Annotated in this window: 23 protein-coding genes; 10 read left to right on the top strand and 13 right to left on the bottom strand. The window is 60.9% G+C overall.

Features of this window, described 5'->3' with window-relative positions; genetic code table 11:
* Positions 1–41: 41 nt before the first annotated feature.
* Entirely contained in the window at positions 42–1826 is a 1785-nt protein-coding gene (gene sulP / locus Q666_RS35230) for a sulfate permease (protein ID WP_022999241.1), read from the top strand.
* A 147-nt stretch (positions 1827–1973) separates the two neighbouring features.
* On the opposite strand, the gene Q666_RS35225 is transcribed toward sulP, so the two are convergent.
* Entirely contained in the window at positions 1974–2456 is a 483-nt protein-coding gene (locus Q666_RS35225) for a hypothetical protein (protein WP_031268743.1), read from the bottom strand.
* Between the two features lie 136 nt (positions 2457–2592).
* Here Q666_RS35225 and Q666_RS35220 point away from each other — a divergent pair, with 136 nt between their 5' ends.
* The 3 genes from Q666_RS35220 to Q666_RS65395 all read left to right on the top strand — a co-directional run bounded on the left by Q666_RS35220 (position 2593) and on the right by Q666_RS65395 (position 4920).
* The gene (locus Q666_RS35220; RefSeq protein ID WP_031268744.1) at positions 2593–3102 is read left to right on the top strand and encodes an MmcB family DNA repair protein; all 510 of its coding nucleotides are present in this window, start codon (positions 2593–2595) and stop codon (positions 3100–3102) included.
* Positions 3103–3181: 79 nt separating this feature from the next.
* Complete coding sequence (locus Q666_RS35215; protein ID WP_031268745.1) at positions 3182–4750, top strand: deoxyribodipyrimidine photo-lyase; 1569 nt, start codon at positions 3182–3184, stop codon at positions 4748–4750.
* A gap of 2 nt (positions 4751–4752) precedes the next feature.
* Entirely contained in the window at positions 4753–4920 is a 168-nt protein-coding gene (locus Q666_RS65395) for a DUF2256 domain-containing protein (RefSeq protein WP_208993827.1), read from the top strand.
* 80 nt (positions 4921–5000) lie between these two features.
* Here Q666_RS65395 and xylA read toward each other — a convergent pair whose 3' ends face one another.
* The 5 genes from xylA to xylF form a co-directional block, all read right to left on the bottom strand.
* Positions 5001–6320, bottom strand: coding sequence for a xylose isomerase (gene xylA, locus Q666_RS35210; protein WP_022999245.1), 1320 nt, complete (start codon positions 6318–6320; stop codon positions 5001–5003).
* Between the two features lie 25 nt (positions 6321–6345).
* Complete coding sequence (gene xylB, locus Q666_RS35205) at positions 6346–7797, bottom strand: xylulokinase (RefSeq protein WP_022999246.1); 1452 nt, start codon at positions 7795–7797, stop codon at positions 6346–6348.
* 149 nt (positions 7798–7946) lie between these two features.
* On the bottom strand, positions 7947–8714 hold the full coding sequence (locus Q666_RS35200; RefSeq protein WP_006939086.1) for an ATP-binding cassette domain-containing protein: 768 nt from the start codon (positions 8712–8714) through the stop codon (positions 7947–7949).
* Between the two features lie 24 nt (positions 8715–8738).
* Entirely contained in the window at positions 8739–10028 is a 1290-nt protein-coding gene (locus Q666_RS35195) for a sugar ABC transporter permease (RefSeq protein WP_031268746.1), read from the bottom strand.
* A 137-nt stretch (positions 10029–10165) separates the two neighbouring features.
* The gene (gene xylF / locus Q666_RS35190) at positions 10166–11197 is read right to left on the bottom strand and encodes a D-xylose ABC transporter substrate-binding protein (RefSeq protein WP_022999249.1); all 1032 of its coding nucleotides are present in this window, start codon (positions 11195–11197) and stop codon (positions 10166–10168) included.
* A gap of 350 nt (positions 11198–11547) precedes the next feature.
* Here xylF and Q666_RS35185 point away from each other — a divergent pair, with 350 nt between their 5' ends.
* The 4 genes from Q666_RS35185 to Q666_RS35170 all read left to right on the top strand — a co-directional run bounded on the left by Q666_RS35185 (position 11548) and on the right by Q666_RS35170 (position 16354).
* Complete coding sequence (locus tag Q666_RS35185; RefSeq protein ID WP_208993821.1) at positions 11548–12732, top strand: ROK family protein; 1185 nt, start codon at positions 11548–11550, stop codon at positions 12730–12732.
* Positions 12729–14150, top strand: coding sequence for a di-heme oxidoredictase family protein (locus Q666_RS35180; protein WP_022999252.1), 1422 nt, complete (start codon positions 12729–12731; stop codon positions 14148–14150). Before Q666_RS35185 ends, Q666_RS35180 begins: the two co-directional genes overlap by 4 nt.
* The gene (locus tag Q666_RS35175) at positions 14147–15805 is read left to right on the top strand and encodes a CRTAC1 family protein (RefSeq protein WP_022999253.1); all 1659 of its coding nucleotides are present in this window, start codon (positions 14147–14149) and stop codon (positions 15803–15805) included. Before Q666_RS35180 ends, Q666_RS35175 begins: the two co-directional genes overlap by 4 nt.
* A 144-nt stretch (positions 15806–15949) precedes the next feature.
* Positions 15950–16354 carry a Rid family hydrolase gene (locus tag Q666_RS35170; RefSeq protein WP_022999254.1) on the top strand — a complete coding sequence of 135 codons (405 nt, stop codon included), beginning with the start codon at positions 15950–15952 and terminating at the stop codon, positions 16352–16354.
* A gap of 21 nt (positions 16355–16375) precedes the next feature.
* On the opposite strand, the gene Q666_RS35165 is transcribed toward Q666_RS35170, so the two are convergent.
* The 6 genes from Q666_RS35165 to Q666_RS35140 form a co-directional block, all read right to left on the bottom strand.
* Positions 16376–16957 (bottom strand): NAD(P)H-dependent oxidoreductase, encoded by a 582-nt coding sequence (locus Q666_RS35165; protein WP_022999255.1) that lies wholly within the window; start codon positions 16955–16957, stop codon positions 16376–16378.
* 4 nt (positions 16958–16961) lie between these two features.
* A complete protein-coding gene (locus Q666_RS35160; RefSeq protein WP_022999256.1) occupies positions 16962–18368 on the bottom strand; it encodes an FAD-binding oxidoreductase in 1407 nt (468 codons plus the stop codon).
* 2 nt (positions 18369–18370) lie between these two features.
* The gene (locus Q666_RS35155; protein ID WP_022999257.1) at positions 18371–19675 is read right to left on the bottom strand and encodes a cytosine deaminase; all 1305 of its coding nucleotides are present in this window, start codon (positions 19673–19675) and stop codon (positions 18371–18373) included.
* Positions 19675–20595, bottom strand: coding sequence for an ABC transporter permease (locus Q666_RS35150; RefSeq protein ID WP_022999258.1), 921 nt, complete (start codon positions 20593–20595; stop codon positions 19675–19677). The genes Q666_RS35155 and Q666_RS35150 overlap by 1 nt, the downstream gene beginning before the upstream one ends.
* A complete protein-coding gene (locus tag Q666_RS35145; protein WP_208993828.1) occupies positions 20595–21353 on the bottom strand; it encodes an ABC transporter ATP-binding protein in 759 nt (252 codons plus the stop codon). Before Q666_RS35145 ends, Q666_RS35150 begins: the two co-directional genes overlap by 1 nt.
* A 154-nt stretch (positions 21354–21507) precedes the next feature.
* On the bottom strand, positions 21508–22518 hold the full coding sequence (locus Q666_RS35140; RefSeq protein WP_022999260.1) for an ABC transporter substrate-binding protein: 1011 nt from the start codon (positions 22516–22518) through the stop codon (positions 21508–21510).
* A 178-nt stretch (positions 22519–22696) separates the two neighbouring features.
* Between Q666_RS35140 and Q666_RS35135 the strand changes: the two genes are divergently transcribed.
* Positions 22697–23632: a LysR family transcriptional regulator gene (locus Q666_RS35135; protein WP_031268748.1), complete on the top strand. Its 936-nt coding sequence runs from the start codon at positions 22697–22699 to the stop codon at positions 23630–23632.
* 13 nt (positions 23633–23645) lie between these two features.
* Here the strand turns inward: Q666_RS35135 and Q666_RS35130 are convergent, their stop codons facing one another.
* Positions 23646–24443 carry a creatininase family protein gene (locus Q666_RS35130; RefSeq protein ID WP_022999262.1) on the bottom strand — a complete coding sequence of 266 codons (798 nt, stop codon included), beginning with the start codon at positions 24441–24443 and terminating at the stop codon, positions 23646–23648.
* 501 nt (positions 24444–24944) lie between these two features.
* Between Q666_RS35130 and Q666_RS35125 the strand changes: the two genes are divergently transcribed.
* Entirely contained in the window at positions 24945–25199 is a 255-nt protein-coding gene (locus Q666_RS35125; RefSeq protein WP_022999263.1) for a hypothetical protein, read from the top strand.
* The last annotated feature ends 37 nt before the right edge of the window (positions 25200–25236 follow it).

The following is a 25236-nucleotide window of genomic DNA, read 5'->3' as shown; positions in this document are numbered from 1 at the left end:
CCGGCTCGAGTTTTTACCAGCCCCGACAAAGGCCAAGAAAAATGATCCGCCTAAAGCGCTATCTGCCCATTCTCGACTGGGGCAAAAGCTATGACAGGGAAACGGCGACAAACGATCTCGTTGCGGCGGTGATCGTGACGATCATGCTGATCCCGCAGTCTCTTGCTTACGCGCTTCTGGCTGGTTTGCCGCCCGAAGTCGGCCTTTATGCATCCATCCTGCCGCTTGTCGCCTACGCCCTGTTCGGCACCAGCCGTGCGCTGGCCGTCGGGCCGGTTGCCGTGGTCTCGCTGATGACGGCTTCCGCCGTTGGCGAACTGGCCAGGCAGGGCACCCCGGAATATCTGGGTGCCGCCATCATTCTCGCTTTCCTGTCCGGCCTGATGCTGATCGCCATGGGCCTGTTCCGGCTCGGCTTCCTGGCGAACCTCCTGAGCCATCCGGTGATTTCCGGCTTCATCACCGCGTCGGGCCTGCTGATTGCGTCCAGCCAGCTCAAGCACATCCTCGGCGTCAAGGCGAACGGGCATACGCTTTACGATATCCTGGGCTCCATCCTGCAGCACCTTGGCGAGATCAACTGGATCACCTTCGCAATCGGCGTATCGGCCACGGCTTTCCTCTTCTGGGTGCGCAAAGGCCTGAAAAAGCTGCTGCTTGGTATGGGAATGAAACCGTTTTTTGCCGATATCCTGACCAAGGCCGGGCCGGTGGCAGCCGTAGCGGTGACCACGATCCTGTCCGCCGTCTTTCAACTCGGCGAGAAAGGCGTGCGTGTTGTCGGCGACATTCCCTCCGGCCTGCCGGTGCCGCATCTGCCAGCCTTCGACAGCGAGTTGTGGCTGGCGCTTGCCGGTCCCGCGCTGCTGATTTCGGTCATCGGGTTTGTGGAATCCGTTTCCGTTGCGCAGACGCTGGCAGCCAAGAAGCGTCAGCGGATCGAGCCGGATCAGGAGCTGATCGGCCTCGGAGCCTCCAACATTGCCTCCGCCATTTCCGGTGGCTATCCGGTCACCGGCGGGTTCGCCCGCTCGGTCGTCAATTTCGATGCCGGGGCAGCGACCCCGGCGGCTGGTGCCTTCACCGCCGTCGGCATTGCGCTGGCCACCTTGTTCCTGACCCCGCTGCTGACGCATCTGCCACAGGCAACTCTGGCCGCCACCATCATCGTTGCCGTGCTGTCGCTCGTCGATCTCGGCGCGATCAAGCGGACCTTCGCCTATTCCAAGAGCGATTTCGCGGCCATGGCCGCGACGATCCTGATCACCCTGTTCTTCGGTGTCGAGCCGGGCGTGGTGACCGGCGTTGCCCTGTCGATTGCGCTCTACCTCTACCGCAGCAGCCGGCCACATATGGCAATTGTCGGCGTCGTGCCGGGAACCGAGCACTTCCGCAATGTTGACCGGCACGCCGTGGTGACGGGTGACCGGGTGCTGACGCTACGGGTCGATGAAAGCCTGTTCTTTGCCAATTCGCGGTTTCTGGAAGACCGGATCTATGCACTGGTGGCCGAAAAGCCCGATATCGAACACGTGGTGCTGATGTGCCCGGCCGTGAACGAGATCGACGCCAGTGCCCTGGAGAGCCTTGAGGAAATCAACCACCGCCTGTCGGATTCCGGTGTTTCCTTCCACCTTTCGGAGGTGAAGGGACCGGTGATGGACCGACTGAAGCGGACCGATTTCCTGAAGCATTTGAGCGGGCAGGTGTTCCTCAGCCAGTATGACGCCCTTTGCACGCTCGACCCGCTGACGGCGCATATCTCGGAAAGCCGCACGCCGAAGAAGACCGCGAAATCGAACCTGTGGAGCGGGCCGGAGATCTGATCCGGCTCCGGCTATTTTGCTGTGAGAGGGTCGAACCGGTTGTTACCGCATTTCTGTCTGATCCACCGCTCCTCAGGATGAGGCATTTTTGCTGTCAGGCGCTTGAGGCGAGAGCTGCTCGCCCCCAAACCAACCGGCAAAAGGGCGTCAGTTGCTGTTTGACGACTGGAGGATCGGCACGATCTTCTCGCAGAAGCGGAAATGGACCGGCGGCTTCTCGCCTTCCTGAACCATGAGCCCTTCGGTGCCGCGAGGCTGAACGGTGACCAGTTCGATCGCCTCGCCGCCATCCGTCAGCAGGCAATTGATGGCCGCACGCTGGGTCATCTTGCCGCTCTTTTCAGCCCCATAGACCTGGCAGATGCGCCCCGGGGTTTCCAGAAGGCCGCGGTAGATGGCCAGCGTCGAGCCAGGTGCGCTACGGTCGATCCGCGGAGCCGGACAATCCTGCAGTTCCCGCACCCATATGCCTTGCGCGAAATCCGCAAAACGCAGATCCAGTGCCCGCCCTTGCAAAAGGGGTGCGGATTTCGGCACCTGGAACATCAGGTCTCCCTTGCCTGCAAGCGCAGGCCCGCACGCAAACGCCAGTGCAACGCCCAACAAGGCATTTCGTGTGAAACCGTTCAACCGCTACCCCCTCCCGGAGTGACAAGATCCAACCGGATTATCCGATGCGCCGAAACATCGCGCAAGTTGGCAGGAAAGGTCAATGTCGCCAACGGCAAAACTTGCAAAAAACGAACAAATGTGGAACAAAATGCGCATGGAACCCGATCATCAGCCACTAGCGGGGCGGATTCAGCTGGATGACCCGCTCAAGGACGGACGTCAGTCGGAAACCGCACTGAAGGTCTGGCGCGGGGCCGCGCGGCTGTTGCGACAACTCGATTTCGCCTGCCTGCCGGAAGTCACCCTTGCCTCCGCCCGGCGAGCGGACCTTCTGGCGCTTGGGCCGAAACATGAGCTCTGGATAGTCGAGGTCAAATCCTCGATTGCCGATTTCCGGGCGGATACCAAGTGGCCGGACTACCGCCTTCATTGCGACCGGCTCTATTTCGCAACGCATCCGGACGTCCCGCTGGAGATCTTTCCCGAGGAGGCCGGGCTGATTGTTTCCGACGGCTTCGGGGCGGAGATCCTGCGCGAAGCACCGGAACACAAGCTGGCGGCAGCCACCCGGAAATCGGTAACCCATCGCTTCGCCCGCCATGCCGCACACCGCCTGCACAACCTGTCAGACCCGGACGGCGCACAGATCTTCAACCGGTTCTGACAAACGCTTCCGGCACAAATCCAACGCCCTGTTCACGCGTATCAAGGAAGAACGCCTTCCTGGACGGGAACAGAATGTCGTGACGAAAACCATCCAGATCGTCTGGTTCAAGAAGGACCTGAGGATTGAGGACAATGCAGCGCTCAAACGGGCAAGCCTTCACGGTCCGGTACTGCCGCTCTACGTCATCGAACCCGACCTCTGGCAACAGCCTGACATGGCCGGACGCCACTATGCGTTTTTGCTGGAATGCCTTTCCGAATTGAGACGAGACCTGGCAGCGGTTGGCCAGCCGCTGGTCATCCGCACGGGCGAGGTTACCGAGGTTCTCGGTGCCTTCTTGCGATCAAACGGAGTTGCCGGGCTCTGGTCACATGAAGAGACGGGAAACGACTGGACGTTTGCCCGGGACAAGCGTGTTGCCGCCTGGTGCAGGGCTCAGGGAATTCCCTGGACGGAGTGCCGGCAAACCGGCGTAATTCGACGCCTTCAAACACGGGACGGCTGGGCCGCGCATTGGGACCGCTTCATGGCAGAAGCGCCTGTCGATCCACCCCGCTTGTCGCCGCTTACCGAAAGCAATCCCGGTATCGATCTCGGCAAGCCTCCAGCAGCATCGGAACTGGGTTTGCCCAACGACCATTGCCCGAACCGGCAGCGCGGCGGGCGGTCCCCTGCACAGTCAACTTTGCACAGCTTCCTGTTTCAGCGCGGCAAGCCTTATCGGGCTGCCATGGCGACGCCGGTCAAGGCCTTCGATGCCTGCTCCCGGCTTTCGCCATATCTGGCATTCGGTTCGCTGTCGCTGCGCGAGGTAACCCAGGCGACCTGGAGCCGCCAGCGCGATCTGAAGGGTTCGGAGTTTCCCGGCCGCAGCACATGGCAGGCAGCCATGCGGTCCTTTTCGGGCCGTCTTCACTGGCACTGCCATTTCATGCAGAAACTTGAAGACGAGCCCTCTCTGGAGTTCCGCAACCTGCACCCCGCCTACGAGGGTCTTCGACCGGCCCAGCCTGACCGAGAACGGCTTGAAGCCTGGCAGAAAGGGGAGACGGGCCTGCCCTTTGTCGATGCCTGCATGCGGGCACTCGCGGCCACCGGATGGATGAATTTTCGAATGCGGGCAATGCTGATGGCAGTTGCCAGCTATCATCTGTGGCTGGACTGGCGAGCACCGGGCCTGCATCTGGCGCGGCTATTCACCGATTATGAACCCGGCATTCACTGGCCGCAGGTGCAGATGCAATCGGGAACCACCGGGATCAACACCATCCGGATCTACAATCCGGTGAAGCAGGGTCTCGATCAGGACCCGCAGGGTCTGTTCGTTAGACGGTGGGTGCCGGAGCTGAAGGACATTCCGACCGCGCATGTTCACGAACCCTGGAAGGCAGATAACGCGAGCAAGGTTCTGGGCAAATGCTATCCCTTCCCGGTCGTCGATTATCTCGAGGCGGCGCGCGAGGCGCGGGACAAGGTCTGGGCTGTACGGAAGGGGCAAGCATTCCGCGGGGCAGCGGCAGATATCCAATCGAAACACGGCAGCCGGAAAAGCGGGATTGCAATGCGCGGCCAGGAGAAAGCCCGTCGCGGCAGGAAACCGCGGGTCAATCCCGATCAGGCAGACCTTTTCGGGCCAAACTCATGAAAATGCGCAAGAAAGAGGATCTGCCGGTAAAGCTCTGTGCCACTTGCGGACGCCCCTTCACCTGGCGTCGAAAATGGGCGCGTGACTGGGAAGAGGTGCGCCATTGCTCCGAACGCTGCAGGCGCAACAAGGACACGAAACAAGGGACTTCATCGGAAATGCGCAGCTGAGGCAGTCTGCCAGCCAAGCGGTCAGCCGAATTAAGGAGGTCACGGTGCCCGTGACCTCCGTTCTTGTGTGCAGGCAGTCCTCAAACGAACAGGTTGACCAGGCTTTCCAGGTATTCCTGCTTGCCGGATTTCGGCTGCGGTTCCAGGTCGGCCTTGTGGACGCGCTCGGCCAATGTCTCGAGCGAGGAACCACCCTTGAGGATGTCGGCGTTTTCCGGCTTCTGCCAGCCGGCATAACGGTCATCGACGAAGCCCTTCAGTCGGCCGTCCTCGATCATCGCTGCCGCGGCCTTCAGACCGCGGGCAATTGCGTCGGCTGAGCCGACGTGCGCCTGGATCAGATCGACCGGGTCGAGTGACTGGCGACGCAGCTTGGCGTCGAAGTTGGTGCCGCCGGTGGTGAAGCCGCCAGCCATCAGAATCTCGTAGTAGGCGAGCGCCAGTTCCGGCACGTTCATGCCGAAGTGGTCGGTATCCCAGCCGCACTGATAGTCGTTGCGGTTCATGTCGACGGACCCGAAGATGCCGAGCGAACGGGCCATGTGCAGCTCGTGCTCGAACGAGTGGCCAGCCAGAATGGCGTGGCCCTGCTCGATGTTCATCTTGACGTCGTTTTCCAGCCCATAGGCCTTCAGGAACCCATAGACGGTGGCGACGTCGTAGTCGTACTGGTGCTTGGACGGCTCCTGCGGCTTCGGCTCGATCAGGATCGTGCCCTTGAAGCCGATCTTGTGCTTGTACTCGACCACCATGTTGAGGAAGCGGCCGAACTGGTCCAGCTCCTGTTTGATGTTGGTGTTGAGCAGGGTCTCGTAACCTTCGCGGCCACCCCAGAGCACATAGTTTTCACCACCGAGGCGATAGGTGACGTCCATTGCGTTCTTCACCTGTGCGGCGGCATAGGCGAAGACGTCCGGATCCGGATTGGTGGCCGCACCGCCCATGAAGCGGCGGTTGGAGAACATGTTGGCCGTGCCCCAAAGGAGCTTGATGCCGGTGTCGGCCATCTTCTTTTCGAAGATGTCGGCAATCGCGTTCACGTTGGCATTGCTTTCGGCAAGCGTCCGGCCTTCCGGCGCGACGTCGCGGTCATGGAAAGTGAAGAACGGCATGCCCAGGATCTGGAACATCTCGAAGGCAACGTCCGCCTTCAGTTTGGCCTGTTCCATCGGATCGCCGCCAGCCGCCATCCAGGACCGGTTGAAGGTTTCGCCGCCGAACGGATCGGAGCCCGGCCAGCAGAAGCTGTGCCAGTAACACACGGCAAGACGCAGATGGTCTTCCATGCGTTTGCCGAGGACGACCTCGTCCTTGTTGTAGTGGCGATAGCTCAGCGGCTCGGTGCTTGCCGGCCCGGTGTATTGGATCGGCTGAAGATCGCCGAAGAACCCAGTGCTCATGTTGTCATCTCCTTGAATATGTTTCCTAAAAGCCGGCTTGTTTGAGCGCCGGATAAAGCTTGCGCCAGCGCTCGTAGCCTTCGGCATATCTTTGTGTGAGGGCCGGCACCGGATCGATGCTGGCCTTGAGGGCCGGCTTGGTGAAAATGCCCTCGGTGCTACCGAGCGCGGCGGCCTGGCCGAGCCTGGCTGCGCCAAGCGAGCCGCCGAAGTCGCCATCCACCGGAACGTCGACCGGAACATTGAGCAGGCTGGCGATGATCTCCAGCCAGACCGTCGAGCGAGACCCGCCGCCGACCGCCAGAACGCGTTCGATCCCGGTGCCGGCAACGCTGAGCGCTTCCAGGCAGTCCTTCAGCGCGAAGGCGACACCGTCGAGTACCGCGTGGCAGAGTTCGGCATCGTCGGTTCCGTGGGAAATGCCGAAGAAGCCGGCGCGGATGTCGACGTCGTTGTGCGGCGTCCGTTCGCCGCCGAGATAAGGCATGAAGGAAACGGGCGAAGGCCCTTCCACATTGCCAACCAGACCGGTGAGTTCACCCGGATTGCGCTTCAGTACCTTTGCGAGCCAGTTGAGGCTGTCGGTTGCCGAAAGGATCACCCCCATCTGGTGCCAGGTGTCCGGCACGGCATGGCAAAAGGCGTGAACCGCGCTGTCGACGTTGGGCGAGAAGCGGTCGTTGGTCACGAACAGCACGCCGGAGGTCCCGAGCGAGACAAAGGCCGAACCAGGATCGACCGCACCGACACCGCAGGCAGATGCGGCATTGTCGCCGCCGCCGCCGGCCACCACCGGAGCGGCGTCGAAACCCCAGCGGCCACAAAGATCCGCCTTGAGTGTGCCCGAGCTTTCGGACCCTTCGACAAGGCGCGGCATGTTCTCACGGGTGAGGCCCGTTGCGGCCAGAAGCGCCTCGCTCCAGTCGCGTCTGGCGACATCCAGCCAGAGCGTTCCGGCGGCATCCGACATTTCGCCGACGTACTCGCCCGTCAGCTTGAAACGGACATAGTCCTTGGGCAGCAGAACCATGGTGGTTCTGGCGAAGATTTCCGGCTCGTTCTCGCGCACCCACTGCAGCTTCGGCGCGGTGAAGCCCGGCATCACCCGGTTGCCGCCGAGCGTCAGGAATTTCGGCTCGGCCGCTTCCAGTTCCGAGCACTGCTTGCCCGACCTGCCGTCGTTCCACAGGATGCAGGGGCGCAGCGGCTTACCGGCGGCATCCAGAAGCGTGGCGCCGTGCATATGGCCGGACAAGCCGATGCCACGCACCGCGGCCATGGCCTTCGGCGCTTCCGCCTTGAGCGCGTCCAGAACGGTTTCGCAAGCCCGCCACCAGCTGTCCGGGTCCTGTTCCGACCAGCCCGGATGGGGACGCTGGACCGTCAACTCCGCGGTTGCCGATGCAATCAGGGACTGGTCCTCACCAAGAAGAATGGCTTTGACCGAACTGGTACCGATATCGAGGCCGATATACATGAGGTGCGTTCCTCAAAAACAATCAAAAAGAATGCCGATGGCCCGTGACCGGGTGTCGGCATGAGGGTCCACACCGTCCGAACAGGGCCAGGCCATCTGTTCAAACCATGAGGAAGCCCCGCGGGCAAGAGCCCGCGGGTCCAGTCGGTTTATCCGACCACTGTATCGTCCACAAGAGCACCTGGACCCGGGATCGCCCCTTCCGGGCATTTACCCAGAATGATCATGCCAAGCACGTCGTCATCAGTGACGTCGGTCGTGCGGGCGGTGCCGACAAGCTGACCGTTCTTCATGACCGCGATACGGTCGCAAAGCTGGAAGACGTCGTGGATGTCGTGGCTGATCAGGAAGATGCCAAGGCCTTGTTTCTTCAGTTCCTGGATGAGTTCAGCCACCATCTGCGTTTCATGCACGCCAAGCGCGGCGGTCGGTTCGTCCATGATCAGGATCTTGGCATTGAAATAGACCGCGCGGGCAATGGCCACCGACTGGCGCTGACCACCCGACAGGGCTTTCACCGGCGCATGGAACTTTTTGAAGTTCGGGTTGAGCCGGCCCATGATCTTGCGGGTTTCCGCTTCCATGGCATCGTCGTCGACAAAGCCGAGCGGCGAGGTCAGTTCACGGCCGAGGAACAGGTTGGACGCGGCATCGAGATTATCAGCCAGAGCAAGCGTCTGGTAGATGGTCTCGATGTTCTGCGCCCGCGCGTCGCGCGGCGAGTGAATGTGCACTTCCTTGCCGTTGATGCGGATTTCGCCGCTGTCGGCCTTGTAGGCACCGGAAAGGATCTTGATCAGGGTCGACTTGCCGGCACCGTTGTGGCCAAGCAGACCCACGACTTCACCCGGGTAAAGATCGACAGAGACATGATCCACGGCCTGCACCCCGCCGAAGGAGATGCACATGTCTTTCATTTCTACGAGAGGCGCGTCCATGTCTCAGTCTCCCGTGCGCTTGCGATAGATGATGTCGACGAGGACGGCGATGACGAGCACGGTGCCCACGACGATATTCTGCAGCGGGGCGTCGACGCCCACCATGGCCATGCCCGACTGCAATGACTGCATGATCAGCGCGCCCAGGATGGCGCCGTAGATCGTGCCAACACCGCCGGCAAGCGCGGTGCCGCCGATCACTGCCGCGGCGATGACCCTGAGTTCGTCCAGCGTGCCGATGTCGTTGGTCGAAAAGCCGAGGCGTGCGGCCGCGACAGCGGCTGCGAGCGCGCTGAGGCCGCCCATGATGGCAAACACCTTGACGGTCAGGAACCTGGTGTTGATGCCGGAGAGCTCCGCAGCATCCGGATTTCCGCCGGTTGCGAAGATGTAGCGTCCGAGACGGGTGCGGCGTGCGACGATGGTCATGACGACGGTAACCACGATCAGAAGCAGCACCGAGTAGGGAATGCCGTAGCCCATGACCAGGCCTTCCGGCATGGTTTCGCCCCGGGCCTCGAAGATCCGCTCAAGACGGGCGGTGGGAATGTCATAGGCATTCAGCACCCAGACGAACCCGAGAATTGCCCCGGTCGTGATGACACCCATGGTGACTTCCGCCCAGCCGGGTTTGACCGGGAACCCATGTGCAGCCTTGCGGCGGCGCGAGGAGACCTGCATCCACAACGCAACGGCGACGGCCAGAACGCCGAAGATCCACGATCCCGTTTCGCCCATGGTGCCGCCGATACCGCCGATCATGGTGAAGGTTTCATCGAGCGGGCCGATCGTCTGACCGGAGGTGATGAACCAGGCAACGTTGCGCCAGACCAGGAGGCCACCAAGCGTCACGATGAAGGCCGGAATGCCGAGATAACCGACCATCCAGCCCTGGAAGGCACCGATCAGCACACCAACAACCACACCGGCCAGAATGGCCAGGATCCAGATAGCCGGATTGCCGAGGCCGAGCAGCGGCGGCAGGACATCGGTCTGGACAACCGCCATGACGGCCGCAACGGTCGCCAGAACGGAGCCGACGGACAGATCGATGTGGCGGGTGACGATAACGAACACCATACCGGTGGCCATGATGGCAACGGACACGGTCTGGATCGTCAGGTTGAAGATGTTGCGCGGCGTCAGGAACCGGCCATCCGTAATCACATTGAACACCAGGCACAGGACGATGAACGCCCCGATCATGCCGAGAAGCCGTGTGTCCAGCTGCAATGCGGCAAACAAGTTTCGTGCTGTCGGGCTTTTGGGCCCTGACAGTGCGGTGTCAGACATAGAGGTTACTCCTGCTTGGAGACCATTACGCTTACGCATCGGGTGGCCCATCCCGGGGAGCGGCTTTCGCAGCAGCTGTCCCTGTTATTACGGCCCCGGTTAACAGTAACCGGGGCCGCACATTAAGCGTAGTGTTATTAGTTACAGGGAGCCGGGCCGTTCTCGACGCCCTGGCACAGATCATCCTTGGAGATCCAGCCTGCATCGACGACCGCGGTCAGGTTGTCCTTGGTGACCGGAAGCGGTGCCAGGAACTTGGCGGTCAGCTCGGTGCCGGACGGAGACGTCCAGGCAGCTGCGCCATCGACGCCGCCCATCTCGGTGCCACTGGCCAGGCTGACGGCGATTTCACCGGCGGCCTTGCCGAGTTCACGAGCGTCCTTCCAGACGGAAACCGTCTGCGTGCCCTTTGCAACACGGTTCAGAGCGGCATGGTCGCCGTCCTGACCTGACACCGGAATGCCGTCCATGCCTTGTGCGGTCAGAGCGGCCACAACACCGCCGGCCGTACCGTCGTTGGAAGCAACAACCGCGTCGACCTTGTTGTCGTTGGCGGTCAGGATCTGTTCCATGTTGCGCTGTGCGTTCGCCGGCAGCCAGCCGTCGGTGTAGGCTTCGCCAACGATCGTGATGTCACCCGCATCGATTGCGGACTGCAGGACTTCCTGCTGACCACCGCGGAGGAAGTCCGCGTTCGGGTCGGTCGGGGAGCCCTTGATCATGACGTAGTTGCCCTTCGGCGCGGCAGCCAGAACGGCGCGAGCCTGCATGCGGCCAACTTCGACGTTGTCGAAGGTCAGGTAGAAGGCGCGCGGATCATCGATCAGGCGGTCGTAGCCGACAACCGGGATGCCTTCGTCGGCAGCAGCCTGCACGGCCGGGCCGATTGCCTGGGAATCCTGCGCCAGGATGATGAGGGCAGTCGCGCCTTGTGCGATCAGTGCCTCAACGTCGGAAAGCTGTTTTGCGGACGAGCTCTGCGCGTCGGCGGAAATGTAAGTCGCGCCGGCTGCCTCAAGGGCGCCCTTGATGGCGGCTTCGTCAGTCTTCCAGCGTTCTTCCTGGAAGTTGGACCAGCTCACGCCGACAATGACGTCTTCTGCGTGGGCCAGGTTCAGTGCGGTCGCGGACAGCAGAGCGCCCGCCAGCAAAGTGGTGATTTTACGCATTGCGATGTTTCCTCCAGTTGGCGCATCCCACGTCGGACGGATGTGCCTGAAATGCGTCAGTGTCGAAGCGCCTTTTCGAGGCGCCTTCAGAAAGGACAGCCTTATTGTTATTTTTTTTGGTGCCCGAAAAAAAGTTGCAGGAAAGCGCTGCTCCTGTCAACATGGTTTTGCAAAACACTGTTCCGCGGGGTTTGACACACCCGGTGAGAAGCAGGAAAACCGGGAGAAACCCGGGACAGAGGAAACACCTTGGGAAGAGCTGAGCGAGCATGACACGCAAGGCGGACCGGGATCAGATCCGGCGGCAAAACAGAAGTATTGTTCTACAGGCCCTGCGCCGGAACGGCCCTATGGCGCGGATAGATCTCGGCCAGATGACACGGCTGAGCCCCGCGACGGTGACGGCCATCACCTCCGATCTTCTGGACCAGGGATTGATCCTGAGCCTGGAGAGCGAGGAGCCCAAAACACACCAGGCGCGTGGACGGCCACGCACCCTTTTGAAGCTCAAGCCGGACGCGGTCTATACGGTTGGCGTCCGTCTGTCGGTCAACAACATCGACCTGTCGCTGGTGAATTTCGCCGGCGAGGTGGTGTGCGACAGGCGCAGCCATTTTGACAGCGCCACCGATGATGCCGACAGCTTTCCCGAAACCCTGATCACTGCGATCAGGCAGTTCCTCGACGAGGCCGGCATCGGCCCGTCACGGGTTCGGGAAATCGGCGTTGCCGCACAGGGTGTCGTCGAAACGGAAACCGGCGTCGTTGCCTGGAGCCCCGCCTTTGCCGGGCGCAAGATCCCTGTCGTCGGTCCATTGCACGAAGCCTTCGGGGCGGATTGCTACATTTCCAACGACACCAACATGATCACCGAAGCGCTGCACTGGTCGGACCCGAACAAGTACAGCGGGACATTTGCCGTGATCATGCTCGATTACGGTGTCGGCATGGGGCTTTACCTCGACAACCGGCTGTTTTCGGGAGCAAGCGGCACGGCCGCCGAGTTCGGCCATGCCAACCATCTGCCCGGCGGGGCGCTCTGCCGATGCGGAAAGAAAGGCTGCCTTGAGGCATATCTTTCCGATTACGCGCTGGTGCGGGCTGCCTCTCATCTGCCGGAGAACACCGATCCGGGCACCATCAAGGCGGGCGTCAGCGGCCTTGCCCGGCTGATCGAACTGGCCGGCTCGGGAGACAAGGACGCCTGCAACGCGTTTCACGATGCGGGCCGGGTTCTGGGCTATGGTCTTGCCCGGGTGATTGCGATGATCGACCCCAAGCGCGTGGTGCTGACCGGCGCTGCGATGCGTGCCTTCTCCTTCATGGAAAAAGGCATGTGGGAAGGGCTGGAAGAGGCTCTTGTTTCCGATCTCAGGAACAATTTCTCCCTGGACGTGATGCCGTGGAATGAGGACTTCATTCGCAGCGGCCTGATCGCCCAGTCGATGGAACGTCTCGACAAGGATTTTCTTGGAAATGCAACTCCGCCCTCGGGTCGCATAGCCCGGCTTGACCGCAAGGAGGCGACGGCATGACAGGCAAATCCCGGCTCGCAGTCTCTGCTCTCGTCCTCGGCATCACCCTGCCTGCATCAGCACTTGCCGATCCCGCACCCTGGAGCGAACGGGCCATCAAGGAAGACGTCGATATCGACGCCCTGGCGCAATCGGGCGAAGATGCGATCACCGTGCTGCGGCCGCTTGGAGAAGAGCTGTTCAAGGCCAAGTTCACCACACTGGATGGCGCAGGCCGGCCGGACGCGACACGAGCTATCGTGCCGACAAAAGTGCGCCGCAAGGCACCGCAGGCGTTCCAGCGTCTTGCTGGAATGGACGCCAATTCCTGCTCTTCCTGCCACAATGAGCCTGTGATCGGTGGTTCCGGTGCGTTCACAGCAAACGTGTTCGTGTCCGAAGGCTTCGAAAGCGCCGACTTCGACACCACGGATCCCCAGTTTTCCAACGAGCGCAACACGGTCGCGCTTCAGGGAGCCGGGCTGATCGAATTGCTTGCCCGGGAAATGACCACGGACCTGCGCAGCCAGCGGACGGATCTGCTGGCCAGGGTGCGGAAAAGCGGTCAGGAAGAAACTGTCAGTCTGGAAACAAAAGGCGTCTCCTTCGGCAAGTTGACCGCCTTTCCTGACGGGACACTGGACGTTTCCCGTCTCGAGGGTATCGACGACGACCTGACCTTGCGACCTTTCAGCCAGAAGGGTGTCTTTGCGTCGCTTCGCCAGTTCAGCGTGAACGCCACCAACGATCATCATGGCATACAGGCGGTCGAGCGGTTCGGCGCCGAATGGACAGGATCGGACGACTTCGACGGTGATGGCCATACGGGCGAAATTTCGCCAGGTCAGATCTCGGCGCTGGTCGCTTTCCAGGCAACCCTTCCCGCGCCCACCCGAAAACAGGATCTGCCGGATGTCTGGCAGCAGGCGGCGGCAAAGGGAGAAGCGCTTTTCGGCACCATTGGCTGCAGCTCGTGCCACATTCCCGAATTGCCGCTCGAAAGCCTCATCTTTCAGGATCCCGGCCCGTTCGACACCGCCGGTACCCTGCGCCAGAGCGACGTGAAGGCACCGCTCGAACTTGACCTCGGCACGCTGGACTGGGTGAAGGCCCTGCCGCGCGATGACCAGGGCCGGGTGCTGGTTCCCCTTTACGGCGACCTGAAGCGCCACACGATTGCCGATGCGGCCAATGACACCTTCGGTAATGAACTGCTGGCCCAACGCTTTGTTGCGCGCGACGTTTTCATCACGTCCGAACTCTGGGGCATCGGCAGCACGGCGCCCTATGGGCACCGGGGCGATATCACGACGCTGGAAGAAGCGATCCTGGCCCATGGCGGCGCTGCTTCCGACAGCCGCAAGGCCTATGCAGGTCTGACGGAAACCGAGCAGCAGACGATCATCGCCTTCCTGCGCAGCCTGGAGATCGCGGAATGAAGCCTATCAGCCTTTCCGTATCCGGTGCGCTGTTGAGCGTAAGCCTTGCGGCCCCAGCTCTGGCAGACGACACCCGTCAGGTTTCCGTTGCGCCCGTCCCCTCGTTTGTGGAAGAGGCTTCGGCTGCGGGCATCGAACATTCCTATGACGGTGCGTGGGAATTCTTCGTTGGCGGCGGCACCGCGATCTTCGATTGCGATGGCGACCGCAAGCCGGATCTGTTCTTTGCCGGCGGCAAGAACCCGGCGCAGCTTTTTCGCAACGAAAGCCGTGTGGCAGGACCGCTGAAATTCACCGCGGTGGAAACCGGCCTCAACGAGAAACAGGCCACCGGCGTGCTCGGCGCCTATCCGCTCGACATCAACAACGACGACATCCTGGATCTCGTGGTACTGCGCCTGGGTGAAAACCTGATCCTGGAAGGCAAGGGCGCCTGTACCTTCGAGGTTTCCAACCGGGCCCTTGGCTTCGACGGCGGCCGCGAATGGAGCACTTCCTTTTCCGCCACCTACGAACCAGGGCTCGATTATCCAACGCTTGCCTTTGGCAATTATGTCGATCGTTCTGCCCCCGGTTCGCCCTGGGGCACCTGTCACGACAACTTCCTGTTCCGGCCGGAAAAGGCGCAAGACGGCAGCCCGCTCTACGCGGAAGCAACGCGCCTGTCGCCGGGATATTGCAGCTTGTCGATGCTGTTCACCGACTGGAACCGCTCCGGCGAACCGGCACTCAGGATCTCGAACGACCGGCAATATTACCGCGGTGGCGAGGAGCAGCTCTGGGCCATTGCGCCCGGCAGGCCTCCTCGCCCCTATCGCAAGTCCGATGGCTGGCAACACCTGAAGATCTGGGGCATGGGCATTGCGTCCATCGACCTGGATGTGGACGGTTTTCCCGAGTATGCGCTCACCAGCATGGGCGACACCAAGCTGCAGAAGCTTGACCCGGAATCGGACGAGACCGTGCCGGTCTATCAGGACATTGCCTTCGACCTCGGCGTTACCGCGCACCGGCCCTATGCGGGCGAAGACCTGAAACCCTCAACCGGATGGCATTCCGAGTTTCAGGACGTCAACAATGACGGGCTCTGGGACCTCTTCATTGCCAAGGGCAATGTGGAAGCCATGCCCGACTTCGCGGCCTATGACCCGGACAATCTCTTGCTCGGCCAATGGGACGGCCGCTTTGTGGAAACCGGCGACACCGCCGGGATTGCGCTGAACCGGCGCGGACGCGGGGCGGGTCTGGCGGATTTCAACGCCGACGGACTGGTGGATCTGGTTGTCGTCAACCGATCGGGACCGGTGAGCCTGTTCCGCAATACCGGACAGGGCACGGCAGAAGAACCGAAACAGCTCGGCAACTGGCTGGCTGTGGACGTGCGCCAGCCGGGCAAACCCAACTCCCGCGCAGTGGGTGCCAAGATCAGCGTGAAGACGGGAAACCGGACCGTGGTGAAGGACATCCAGGTAGGGGCAGGTCATGCCTCCGGCCAGATGGGCTTCGTTCACTTCGGCCTGGGTGTAGCGGAACGTGCCAACGTGCGAATCAAATGGCCGGACGGCGACTGGAGCCACGGCTACCGGGTCTTTGCCAACGGTCACGTGATCATTGAACGGGGTGCGGAAAAGGCAAAGCTCTGGTATCCGGAGTAGGCCCCGGCAAGGCACCTTTCCGGTCCTGAATAACTGGTTCGCGAGACGATCGTAAATTCAGAAAAGCTGCATTTTTTCAATGACTTTCCGGCTCTTATACCGGAACATGCATGACAAGATGCAATTTCTGGAGAACCTGGGCTCATGGCCGGTCCAACCGACAAGAAATCCTTCAATCCTCCTTCCGTTCGAACACCCTTCGGGCAGTACAATCACGGCCTTTACGTGCCACCCGGCGCCAGCCTGCTGGTGACCTCCGGCCAGCTCGGTATCCGGCCGGACGATACGATTCCGCCGGACGTGACCGGTCAGGCCGAAGTTTGCTTCGAGGCCATCGCCGCGATCCTGAAGGAAGCGGACATGAGCTTCGAAGACGTCATCCGCATTTCCGGCTTCGTCACGCGGCGGGAAGATTTCGCGGACTATATGGCTGTCCGCGACCGCTACACCGGAGCGCTGAAACCGGTCTCGACCCTGTTGGTGGTTGGTGGCTTCACGCGTCCGGAGTTTCTGGTGGAAGTGGAAGTGACCGCGGCGAAGGTTTTCTAGCCCAGCCAGCCTGGAGCGGTGTCAGAACCGCTCCATCTCCTTGCCGACCTTCTCCAGAAAGGCACCGGTCGAGGCCGGGGTGCAGTTGTTCATGTCGTAATGGGCCAGATATTTCACCGGTGCGCCGATCTTGATCTGTGCCCGGATGACCCGATTGACCACCTTGCGCGGCGGATCGCCAACCAGAAACGCCCGCCACCGGCTGCCGCCATAGGTCATGACGGCCGCCATCTTGCGGATATGGCGCAAGGTCGGCGTCAAGGTGCCGTCTTCCAGATGAAACGAAACGCCTGGCAGCCAGACACGATCGAAGTAACCTTTCAGCATCGCGGGAAAACCGAAGTTCCAGACCGGCGTGCAGATGACCAGACCTTCCGCCGCCAGCAGGCGCTCGCAGTAATTGTCGACCAATTCCCGGTTGTCGGGGACCGTGTGATAGATGTCCCTGTCGCGGGCGGAGAGGACGGGGTCGAACCCTTCCTCATAGAGATTGCAGCCGTCGACCTCATGCCCGGCCTTCGCCAGGCTTTCACAGGTCTTGTGATAGAGCGCCCGGCCGAAACTGTGCTCCTGCGGGTGGGAATGGAGAACAAGTACGCGCATCTGATCAGGCCTCGGCAAAGGCCTGAAGGCCCGGGAAAAGATAGTTCTGGCCGGAATTGAAGTCGAAGTCCGGATTGTCCCAGGCGATCATCTTGCCCGGATTGAGCAATCCCTCCGGGTCCGTCTCCTTCTTGAAGGCGAGCTGAACCTGGTCGGTCTGTTTCATGCCGCCTTCTTCAAGGGTGTAGCGATGCGGGTTGAACACCCGGCAACCGTTTTCCTCATGCAGCCTGATGATCTCGTCCAGCCGTTCTTCCGTCGTGTAGCGGATCAGGGGTAGGCCGGAGCATTGGACCTGACCATCGAACCGCAGGAACTCCAGGTGTCCGAAGATCTCGCCCGGGAACATTTCGGTGGTCTTGCGCACAAGCTCCACGTGGTTCGGGCCCGGATACTGCGTCTGCAGGTAGGTGAAGGAACTGTCGAATTTCAGCGCCCGCAGCGTCGTGTGGTTCCAGGCAAGCTCATAGACATGCGGAATGCCCTTCATGCTTTCCACTTCGTCCGACCGGAAGCGCACTTCGCCCTTCATCCGTTCTGCAAGCGCAAGCATTGCCGACATGGAATGCGGCGCCACCATCAGCACGGTGACCGCCTCGCCTTCCTTCAGCCAGGGCTTGTGCCGCGTGAAGAAATCGAACGGTATGGGTGCAGCAATCGGGGCGACTTCCTTCAGCAGAATACCGTTGCTGCGCGCCAGCTTGTCGGAAAAGACGACCGCGTCCATGAAGGTTTCGTGGCCAACGATCACGTCCACCCAGTCATGGGCCGTTGTCAGCGGCATTTCGACTTCGGTGATGATGCCGTTGGTGCCATAGGCATGACTGACCTTCTGCAGGTCCCAGGTGGACAGCTCGATCACCCTGGGTTCGGCTTCCATGGTCACGATGCGCAGGCGCAGGATGTTGCCGAGATCGCGCAGTCCGCCCCAGTGAACCGAACCGACACCGCCGGAGCCACCAGCGATGAAGCCGCCGATGGTCGCGGTTTGCGCGGTTGAAGGATGGAAGCGCAGTTCCTGGCCCGAATGTTCTTTTGTAATCTTGTCGAGCTTTGCGATGACGATGCCCGGACCGCAGACGACCCGGCCCGATGCGATTTCCTTGACCTCGTCCATTTTCGACATATCAAGCACGATGCCGCCGGACAGTGGCATCGCCTGGCCATAGTTGCCCGTGCCCGCACCACGCGGCGTGACCGGCACACCGTGCGCAAATGCCGTTTTCAGAACCTTTATGACTTCGGCTTCATTTTTCGGCGAGACCAGAAGATCTCCGGTGACATTGTCGAGCTGGGCCTTGAGGACCGGCGAATACCAATAAAAGTCACGGCTCTTGGCCTGAACCAGACGCGGATTGTCCTCAACCGCAATGCCATCAAGTTCAGCCTTGATTGTCTCGTAATCGGCCATGGTCAGCCTTTCGTCAGCGGGTCAAGTTCAGAATAATCCGGCAGGCGACGGTCGATGCCCATGCCATTCCGCATCACGATGCGGTCCGCCTGCGGACGGGACAGAAATTCGCTCCAGCTTCGAGCGTTGAAGATGACGAGATCGGCGCCCAGCCCCTCGGCAATCCGCCCGGCTTCGGGAACTTGCAGGATGTCGGCCGGAAGGCTGGTGACCACCTTGGCCGCATCATCGAGCGGGTGGTCCAGATGCGCAATGCGGACGGCCTCGCGGAATACTTCCACCATGTCGAGATCGCCATAGGCGTAGAAAGGATCGCGGGTATTGTCCGATGAAACGGCCACCGGCACGCCTGCGGCCCGCAGTTCGTGCAGCAGTGTGACGCCACGCGACCGTGGCGTGCGGCCCGGGTGCCGGTCCTGCAGATACATGTTGCACATCGGCAGGGAAACGACGGAGAGGCCTGCCTCCCGCACCTTGTCGATTGTCGCCTTGGCCTTGTCGTCGTCCTGGCGCGCCAGGGAACAGCAATGGCCGACCGTGACCGCGCCTTCGAACCCGTTGCGCAGCTTGGCTTCCGCAATAGCAAGCAGCGTCAGGACGTTGGCATCCTGGGTCTCATCAACATGCAGGTCGATATTGAGGCCGTTGTCCGCAGCCGTGCGAAACAGGATATCCAGCCTGCGGTCTAGATCCGGCAACGGGAAGGTCACGCCGCCAAGCAGCCCACCGTTTGCCACGACGACCTCCACCAGGTCGGAAAAATAGGCGTCGTCATCGATGGCATCGATCGGAAACAGGGCGGCAGCCTGCAGGGCGATCCGGTCTTTCCAGCGTTCGCGCATGTCGGCGAACACCTCGAAGGAAATCCGGTGCTGCGGTGCCAGGCTGTCGAGATGGGTGCGCAGGAGGCTGGTCCCGTGCGCATAGGCACAGCGCAGGGAGAAGTCCATGCGCGTTTCAACGTCCCTGGCCGTCCAGTTTGCTTCCCGGTCGGCCCTGACGGCGGCAAGTGCACCGTCGAAATCGCCGGTCGGGTTGGGTTGCCGGTCCCAGATATGGCCCTTGTCGATATGGGTGTGCATGTCGGCAAAGCAGGGCCAGACCATGCGCCTTTGCAGATCAACGCTTTCGATGTCCGCGGGGGCTGTCCCAGCCGGTAGGAGGGCCTCAATGCGCCCGTCTGAAATGATCAGATCGGCCGACGACAGGCCCTCGCGCGCAGGGAGCGCCGACCCCGGCGTAACTGCGGCGGGCAGGGTTGCGGTGCGCAGCGCGAACCGGCCGGTTTTGGGAAGGTCGAGTGTCATCAGTTTTCCCGCTTCAGGCTGCTTTCGTGCCAGCGATGCAGTGTCCACCAGGAGATGAAGGACGTCAAAGCGAAGATCAGCACACCCAGGCTGGCAAGCAGGAACAGCGCTGCGAACAGACGTGAAATATTGAGCCGGAACTGGGATTCCAGAAGGCGGAAGGCAAGTCCCGAGCCTGCACCGGCCGATCCGGCCGCAAATTCGGCAACGACCGCCGCAATCAACGCAAGACCGCCACCGATGCGAAGGCCGGTCATGAAATACGGCAGGGAAGCCGGCAGCTTCAGATAGATCAGCGTCTGCCAGCGCGAGGCGCCATAAAGTTCAAACAGGTTCAGGAGGTTGTGATCCACGCTTTTCAGGCCCTGCACCATGTTGGACAGGATCGGGAAGAAGGCGACCACAAACGCACAGATCAGAAGCGCTGCCTGTGTCGACGGAGCATAGATCAGGATCAGCGGCGCGATCGCAATGATCGGCGTGACCTGCAGGATAACGGTGATCGGATAGAGCGCCGTCTCGATCCAGCGGGACTGCACAAGCAGGATCGCCATGCCGCCACCGCCGATCAACGCCAGCGCAAGGGAGGCAAGCGTGATCTTGGTCGTCACCCAAAGGGCGGGCAGCAGGATGTGCCAGTCGGACATCAGCGAATTCACCACCAGTCCCGGGCCGGGAAGAATGTAGTGCGGAATGTCATTCACGGTGACCATGACCTGCCAGAGCGCGATCAAGCCTGCGATGACGAAGATCGGCACCAGAACCGTCAGGATACGCTCCCGCCGCTTGGCAGCGGCAGCGCTTTCCTTTGTCGGCAGCTTGGCTGCTGATGCCGGCCTTTTGCGCGAGACCTGCGCTTCGCGGTCTGGTTCCTGCAGAACGTCGGCGGGGGCCAGTGTTTCGTTTGCTGGTGCGGTCATCAGTGCTCCTCGCCTCCCATGGCTTCCGACAGCATGGCGGAGACTTCCGCGCAGGCCTGCCTGTACTCCTCGGAGGTACGGTACTGCGCATCCCGCTCCAGACTGGTGTGCAGGGGAAAGTCCGAGTGCACGCGGCCCGGCCGGGCTTTCATCACCACGATCCGGTTTGCCAGATAGGCGGATTCATAGACGGAATGGGTCACGAAGATCACCGTGATGCCGGTCGCCTTCCAGAGCGCCAGCACATCGTCATTCAGCTTTTGGCGTGTGATCTCGTCAAGGGCGGCGAAGGGTTCGTCCATCAACAGCAGCTTGGGCTCGGTTACCAGTGCACGCGCAATGGAGACCCGCATCTTCATGCCGCCGGAAAGTTCGCGCGGATAGGCATCGGCGAAGTCCTTCAGACCTACGCTTTCCAGCGCGGTCATGATCCGTTCCGATGCCGCTTTCTTCGAGACGCCCTTGAGGCGCAGGGGAAGGTAGACATTGCCGAAGACGGTCTGCCAGGGCATCAGCGTCGGTTCCTGAAACACGAAGCTGATGTCGCCGTCAGGCAGCCCTATGGAGTTGATGCGGAAACTCGGCCAGTCGATTTCGCCTTCCGATACGCCGCCAAGGCCGGCGATGATCCTGAGCGCGGTCGACTTGCCGCAACCGGACGGCCCCAGCAAACTTATGAACTCTCCGGGCCGGACCGTCATGGACATGCCGGACAGGGCCAGCGTCCCGTTGGAGAATACCTTCGAAACATTATCCATCGCCACCAGCGGGCGGGACGATTTCACACTGCGGGCCGACGGCGTCTTCGTTTCTGCGCTGCCCTGTTCGGCGATGACCATGCTCAACTCTGCATCTGGAGGCGGCCGCTTCGCACGCCGTGGCGCGAAGCGGAATGTATTTGCCAAACCGGCCTTACTTCTTCAGGTCGAGGCCGACGCCCTTGCAGACGAAGTCCGTGGTGTAGGACTGCTTGTAGTCAAGAGAGGCATCCACGACGGCGATCGAGGCCAGCGTATCGAAGAACGCCTTGAAATGCTCGTCGGTCATGCAACCGATGCCCTTCTCTTCCGTGTCGCCGGAATCCACGATGCCGTATTCCTTCATCTTCGCAAGGGAATAGGCGAGCTGACCGTCGGTCATTTCCGGGTTGTCTTTCTTGATCAACTCGTTTGCCGCGGCGTTGTCGCCATACAGGTAGTTGTACCAGCCCTCGATGGAAGCATCGACGAAACGCTGCACCAGATCCGGGTTTTCCTCGACCAGCGCCTTGGAGGTAGTGATCATGGTCGAGTAGGGCGTCCAGCCTTCATCGGCCAGAAGGAACACTTTCGGTGCCCAACCCGCCTGGTTTTCGATTTCATACGGCTCGGAGGTCAGATAGCCCTGCTGCGCGGACTTGGGATCGACGATGAAAGGAGCCGGGTTGAAGGTGTAGGGCTTGAACTGGGCGTCGGAGAAGCCTTCGAAGTTCTTCTTCATCCACTCGAAATAGGTGACGTAGCCGTCCTTGCCCATGTAGATGGTTTCAAGCTTGGCAAGGTCGGTGAACTTGTCGATGCCCTGATCGGGATGCGCCACGAGGATCTGCGGATCCTTCTGGAAGATGCTGGCGACGTTGATGAGCGGAATGCCTTCCTTGACGTAGTCGAAGCCCTTCAGCGTCCCGCCCATGTAAAAATCGATCTTGCCGGAAATCAGCAGCGCATCGTTGGCAGCCTGCGGGCCGCCCGGCGCGATCGTGACCTTCAGGCCGTATTTCTCGTAGGTGCCATCGGCAACGGCCTGGTAAAACCCGCCGTGTTCCGCCTGCGCAAGCCAGTTGGTGCCGTAGCTCACCTCATCCAGCGCCAATGCCTGGTGAGTGGCGGTTCCGGTGAGAAGAACCGCTGCGAGAAGCGTCTTCGCAGATGGGAAAACTGTCATTTCGTACCCTCCAGTAAAACAAAACTACCGTGAAACCGCACATTTCCGAAAATATTTGATCCCTTGCAGCGCACGTTGAAAAGCATCAAAATTCGCCTGCAGCGATGCCTTATTGTCATCGCCATCTTTTCTGACGATCAATTGTGCCGCATGCACAAAAAGGAGGCACTTCTTGGCCCTGCTCCACTCCCGCAAGCTGCTTTACCTGGATGAGATCGCGCGCTGCGGTTCCATTCGGAAGGCAGCTGATCGGCTGAATGTGTCGTCCTCCGCCATCAACCGGCAAATCCTTGCCCTGGAAGAGGAATTCGGCGTTCCCCTGTTCGAGCGCCTGCCGCGCGGGCTGCGGCTTACCGCGGCAGGAGAGCTGTGCGTTGAACATATCCGCGGCGTTCTGAAAGACTATGCCAGGCTAGAGACCCGGATCCGGGCGCTGAAAATGCCGCAGGCCGGCCAGGTTTCGCTGGTGACGACCGTCGGCCTCGCCTCGGGACCGCTGTCGGAAATCATCGCGAAGTTCATCGAGAAAAACCCGCGCGTTCACATCAAGCTGCGCAGTGACGGCGGCACGACGACGATCAATCCGGTCCTGACAGGCGAAGTCGACATCGGCCTCGGTTTCAACATTGCCGCGACGCCGGGCCTGCGGACGCTGGCCACCTTCGACATTCCCATTGGTGCGGTGGTTCCGCCCGGACACAAACTGGCGCAGGAAACCGGGCCGGTCGATCTCGTGGATGTGGTTCAGGAGCGTCTGGTGCTGGCCCAATCAGGAACCAGCCTGCGGGACGTGATCAATCTGGTACTGTCGTCCGTGCCGATCCCGGTGGAGCCGATCCTGGAAACGAACTCCTCGGAAACGGTTCGCCAGCTTGTCCGGCGCGGCATCGGCATCAGCCTGCTCAATCCGCTGGACGTTCTGGCCGAATGCCGGCGGGGCGAGCTTGTTTTCCGACCGCTGAACGTTGCCCGGACACATCACCAGCCGATGAAGCTGTTTACTCGGGCGCGAGCCTCGATGGACGCGGCAACGAGCCTGTTCGTCGAATTCCTGCTGCAGGAACTCGTTGCTCAGGTGGAGGAATTGCAACGGGAAGGCAATCTGCCCGTTTAAGATCCGAAGATCGTTATGGCTTATACAGGTTGGTCAGCGAATAGGCTGTGAAGTCACGCAGCATCTCAATGAAACCGGCGGCCTGATGAGCACTGATCACCGCTCCTTTTTCCGCCGTCCCCCTGGAGGCATCTCCAACGACGCCGGCCGGGTTGAGATCATGGGCGATCCAGGCCAGGGCATGGGGCGGCGTCGGCTGGATGTATTTGGAGTTTTCCAGCATCTCTTCGGCTTTTGAGATGAAGTTCTCGGCCTTGTCCATGCGCACCAGTTCAGGCCGGAAATGCAGCATCAAGGACGTTTCGACCTCGCCGCCATGAATACCGAATTTGGACTCGTGAGCGGAAATCATGCCCTCCGGATGACCGAACCGACCCCAATGCGTCACCAGAACAGCCATTTCGTAACGCACGCGCAGTTCGCGCGAGACGATGCTGATGATGTCAGTGTTGCCGCCATGGGAATTGACGATCACCATCTTGCGAATGCCGGCTTCCGACACTTTCTGGCCAATGGCGGTCCAGACGGGGATCAGCAACTCAGCCCCGAGAGACAATGTTCCCGGGCCGTAGACATGTTCGTTCGCCTTGCCGATTTCCTGCACAGGCAACACCAGGATATCGAGATCTTCGGGCAGCTGTTTGCGCGTTTCGGCAAGCATTCCCTGGGCGATTGCGACATCGGTCGCGATCGGCAGATGCGGGCCATGTTGCTCGGTCGAGGCGGTCGGCAGGATTGCGATGGTTCGCTCGGGATCAAGCGCCGCAAAATCCGAGGCATTCAATTCGTTCCAGAAGAAATGCTTGGCCATCGGCGCTGCCCCAACTCTGTTGCCGTGATGCGTTCCTGTTTGGCGTAGGCAAGTCGGCGACACTTGAAAAGCATCATTATGTCTTCAGCCCGCTGCCTTTTTGTGCGCAGTGGGTTTCAAGCCCTTTACCGACCCGGAGCAAAATATGGCGACATCCGTCCGCCACTTTGCACTCAATCGAAAAATATTTTCCTTTTCTGTCCACAAACATGTCCACAGGCTCAGGGTTCCGAAAACAGGCTAAAACCGGTCATTTTCCCACCACTGCAAATCCGGAAACCTTTTGTTAACCATGCAGTTAGCGGGAGTTCCCCAAGGAGATGCGCTGCATTCCGGGTTAACCCGCCCGACCCGGATGGCGAAAGTTTGGGCGCACCTATGCCTACCCAGAAGCGAAACGGCCACATTTACACCAAAGATTTGCCTTGTGATGTGCGAGGTAGGACGCCGCATTGAGGCTCGGGATGCGGCATTGGGTAAAATGTAAGGTGGGTAACCGACATGTATCTCCTGTTCTTCATGGGAGCCGTCCTCTATGGCGCCGTTACGCTGGTGTTTCTGATCCTGTCGTCTGCGGAATTGCTTGATAGCGGACTGAGCACACCAAAGCGGCTGCTGGGAGTTCTGGTCACATCGATCTTGTGGCCTGCGACTCTTGTTGCAGTCAGTCTTGTGCTCGCGTTCCAGAATGTGGCCGGACGGGTTCAAAGCCCCCGTCAGACAGCGCCCCTGCGCCTGTCACACCACTCGCACTAACCGGACACGGTTCCGGAACCAACGCTACCAGTTTGCC

It is taken from the genome of Labrenzia sp. C1B70, assembly GCF_000475395.1.
Classification (GTDB): domain Bacteria; phylum Pseudomonadota; class Alphaproteobacteria; order Rhizobiales; family Stappiaceae; genus Roseibium; species Roseibium algicola.
This window is presented reverse-complemented; position numbering and strand designations above follow the sequence as displayed.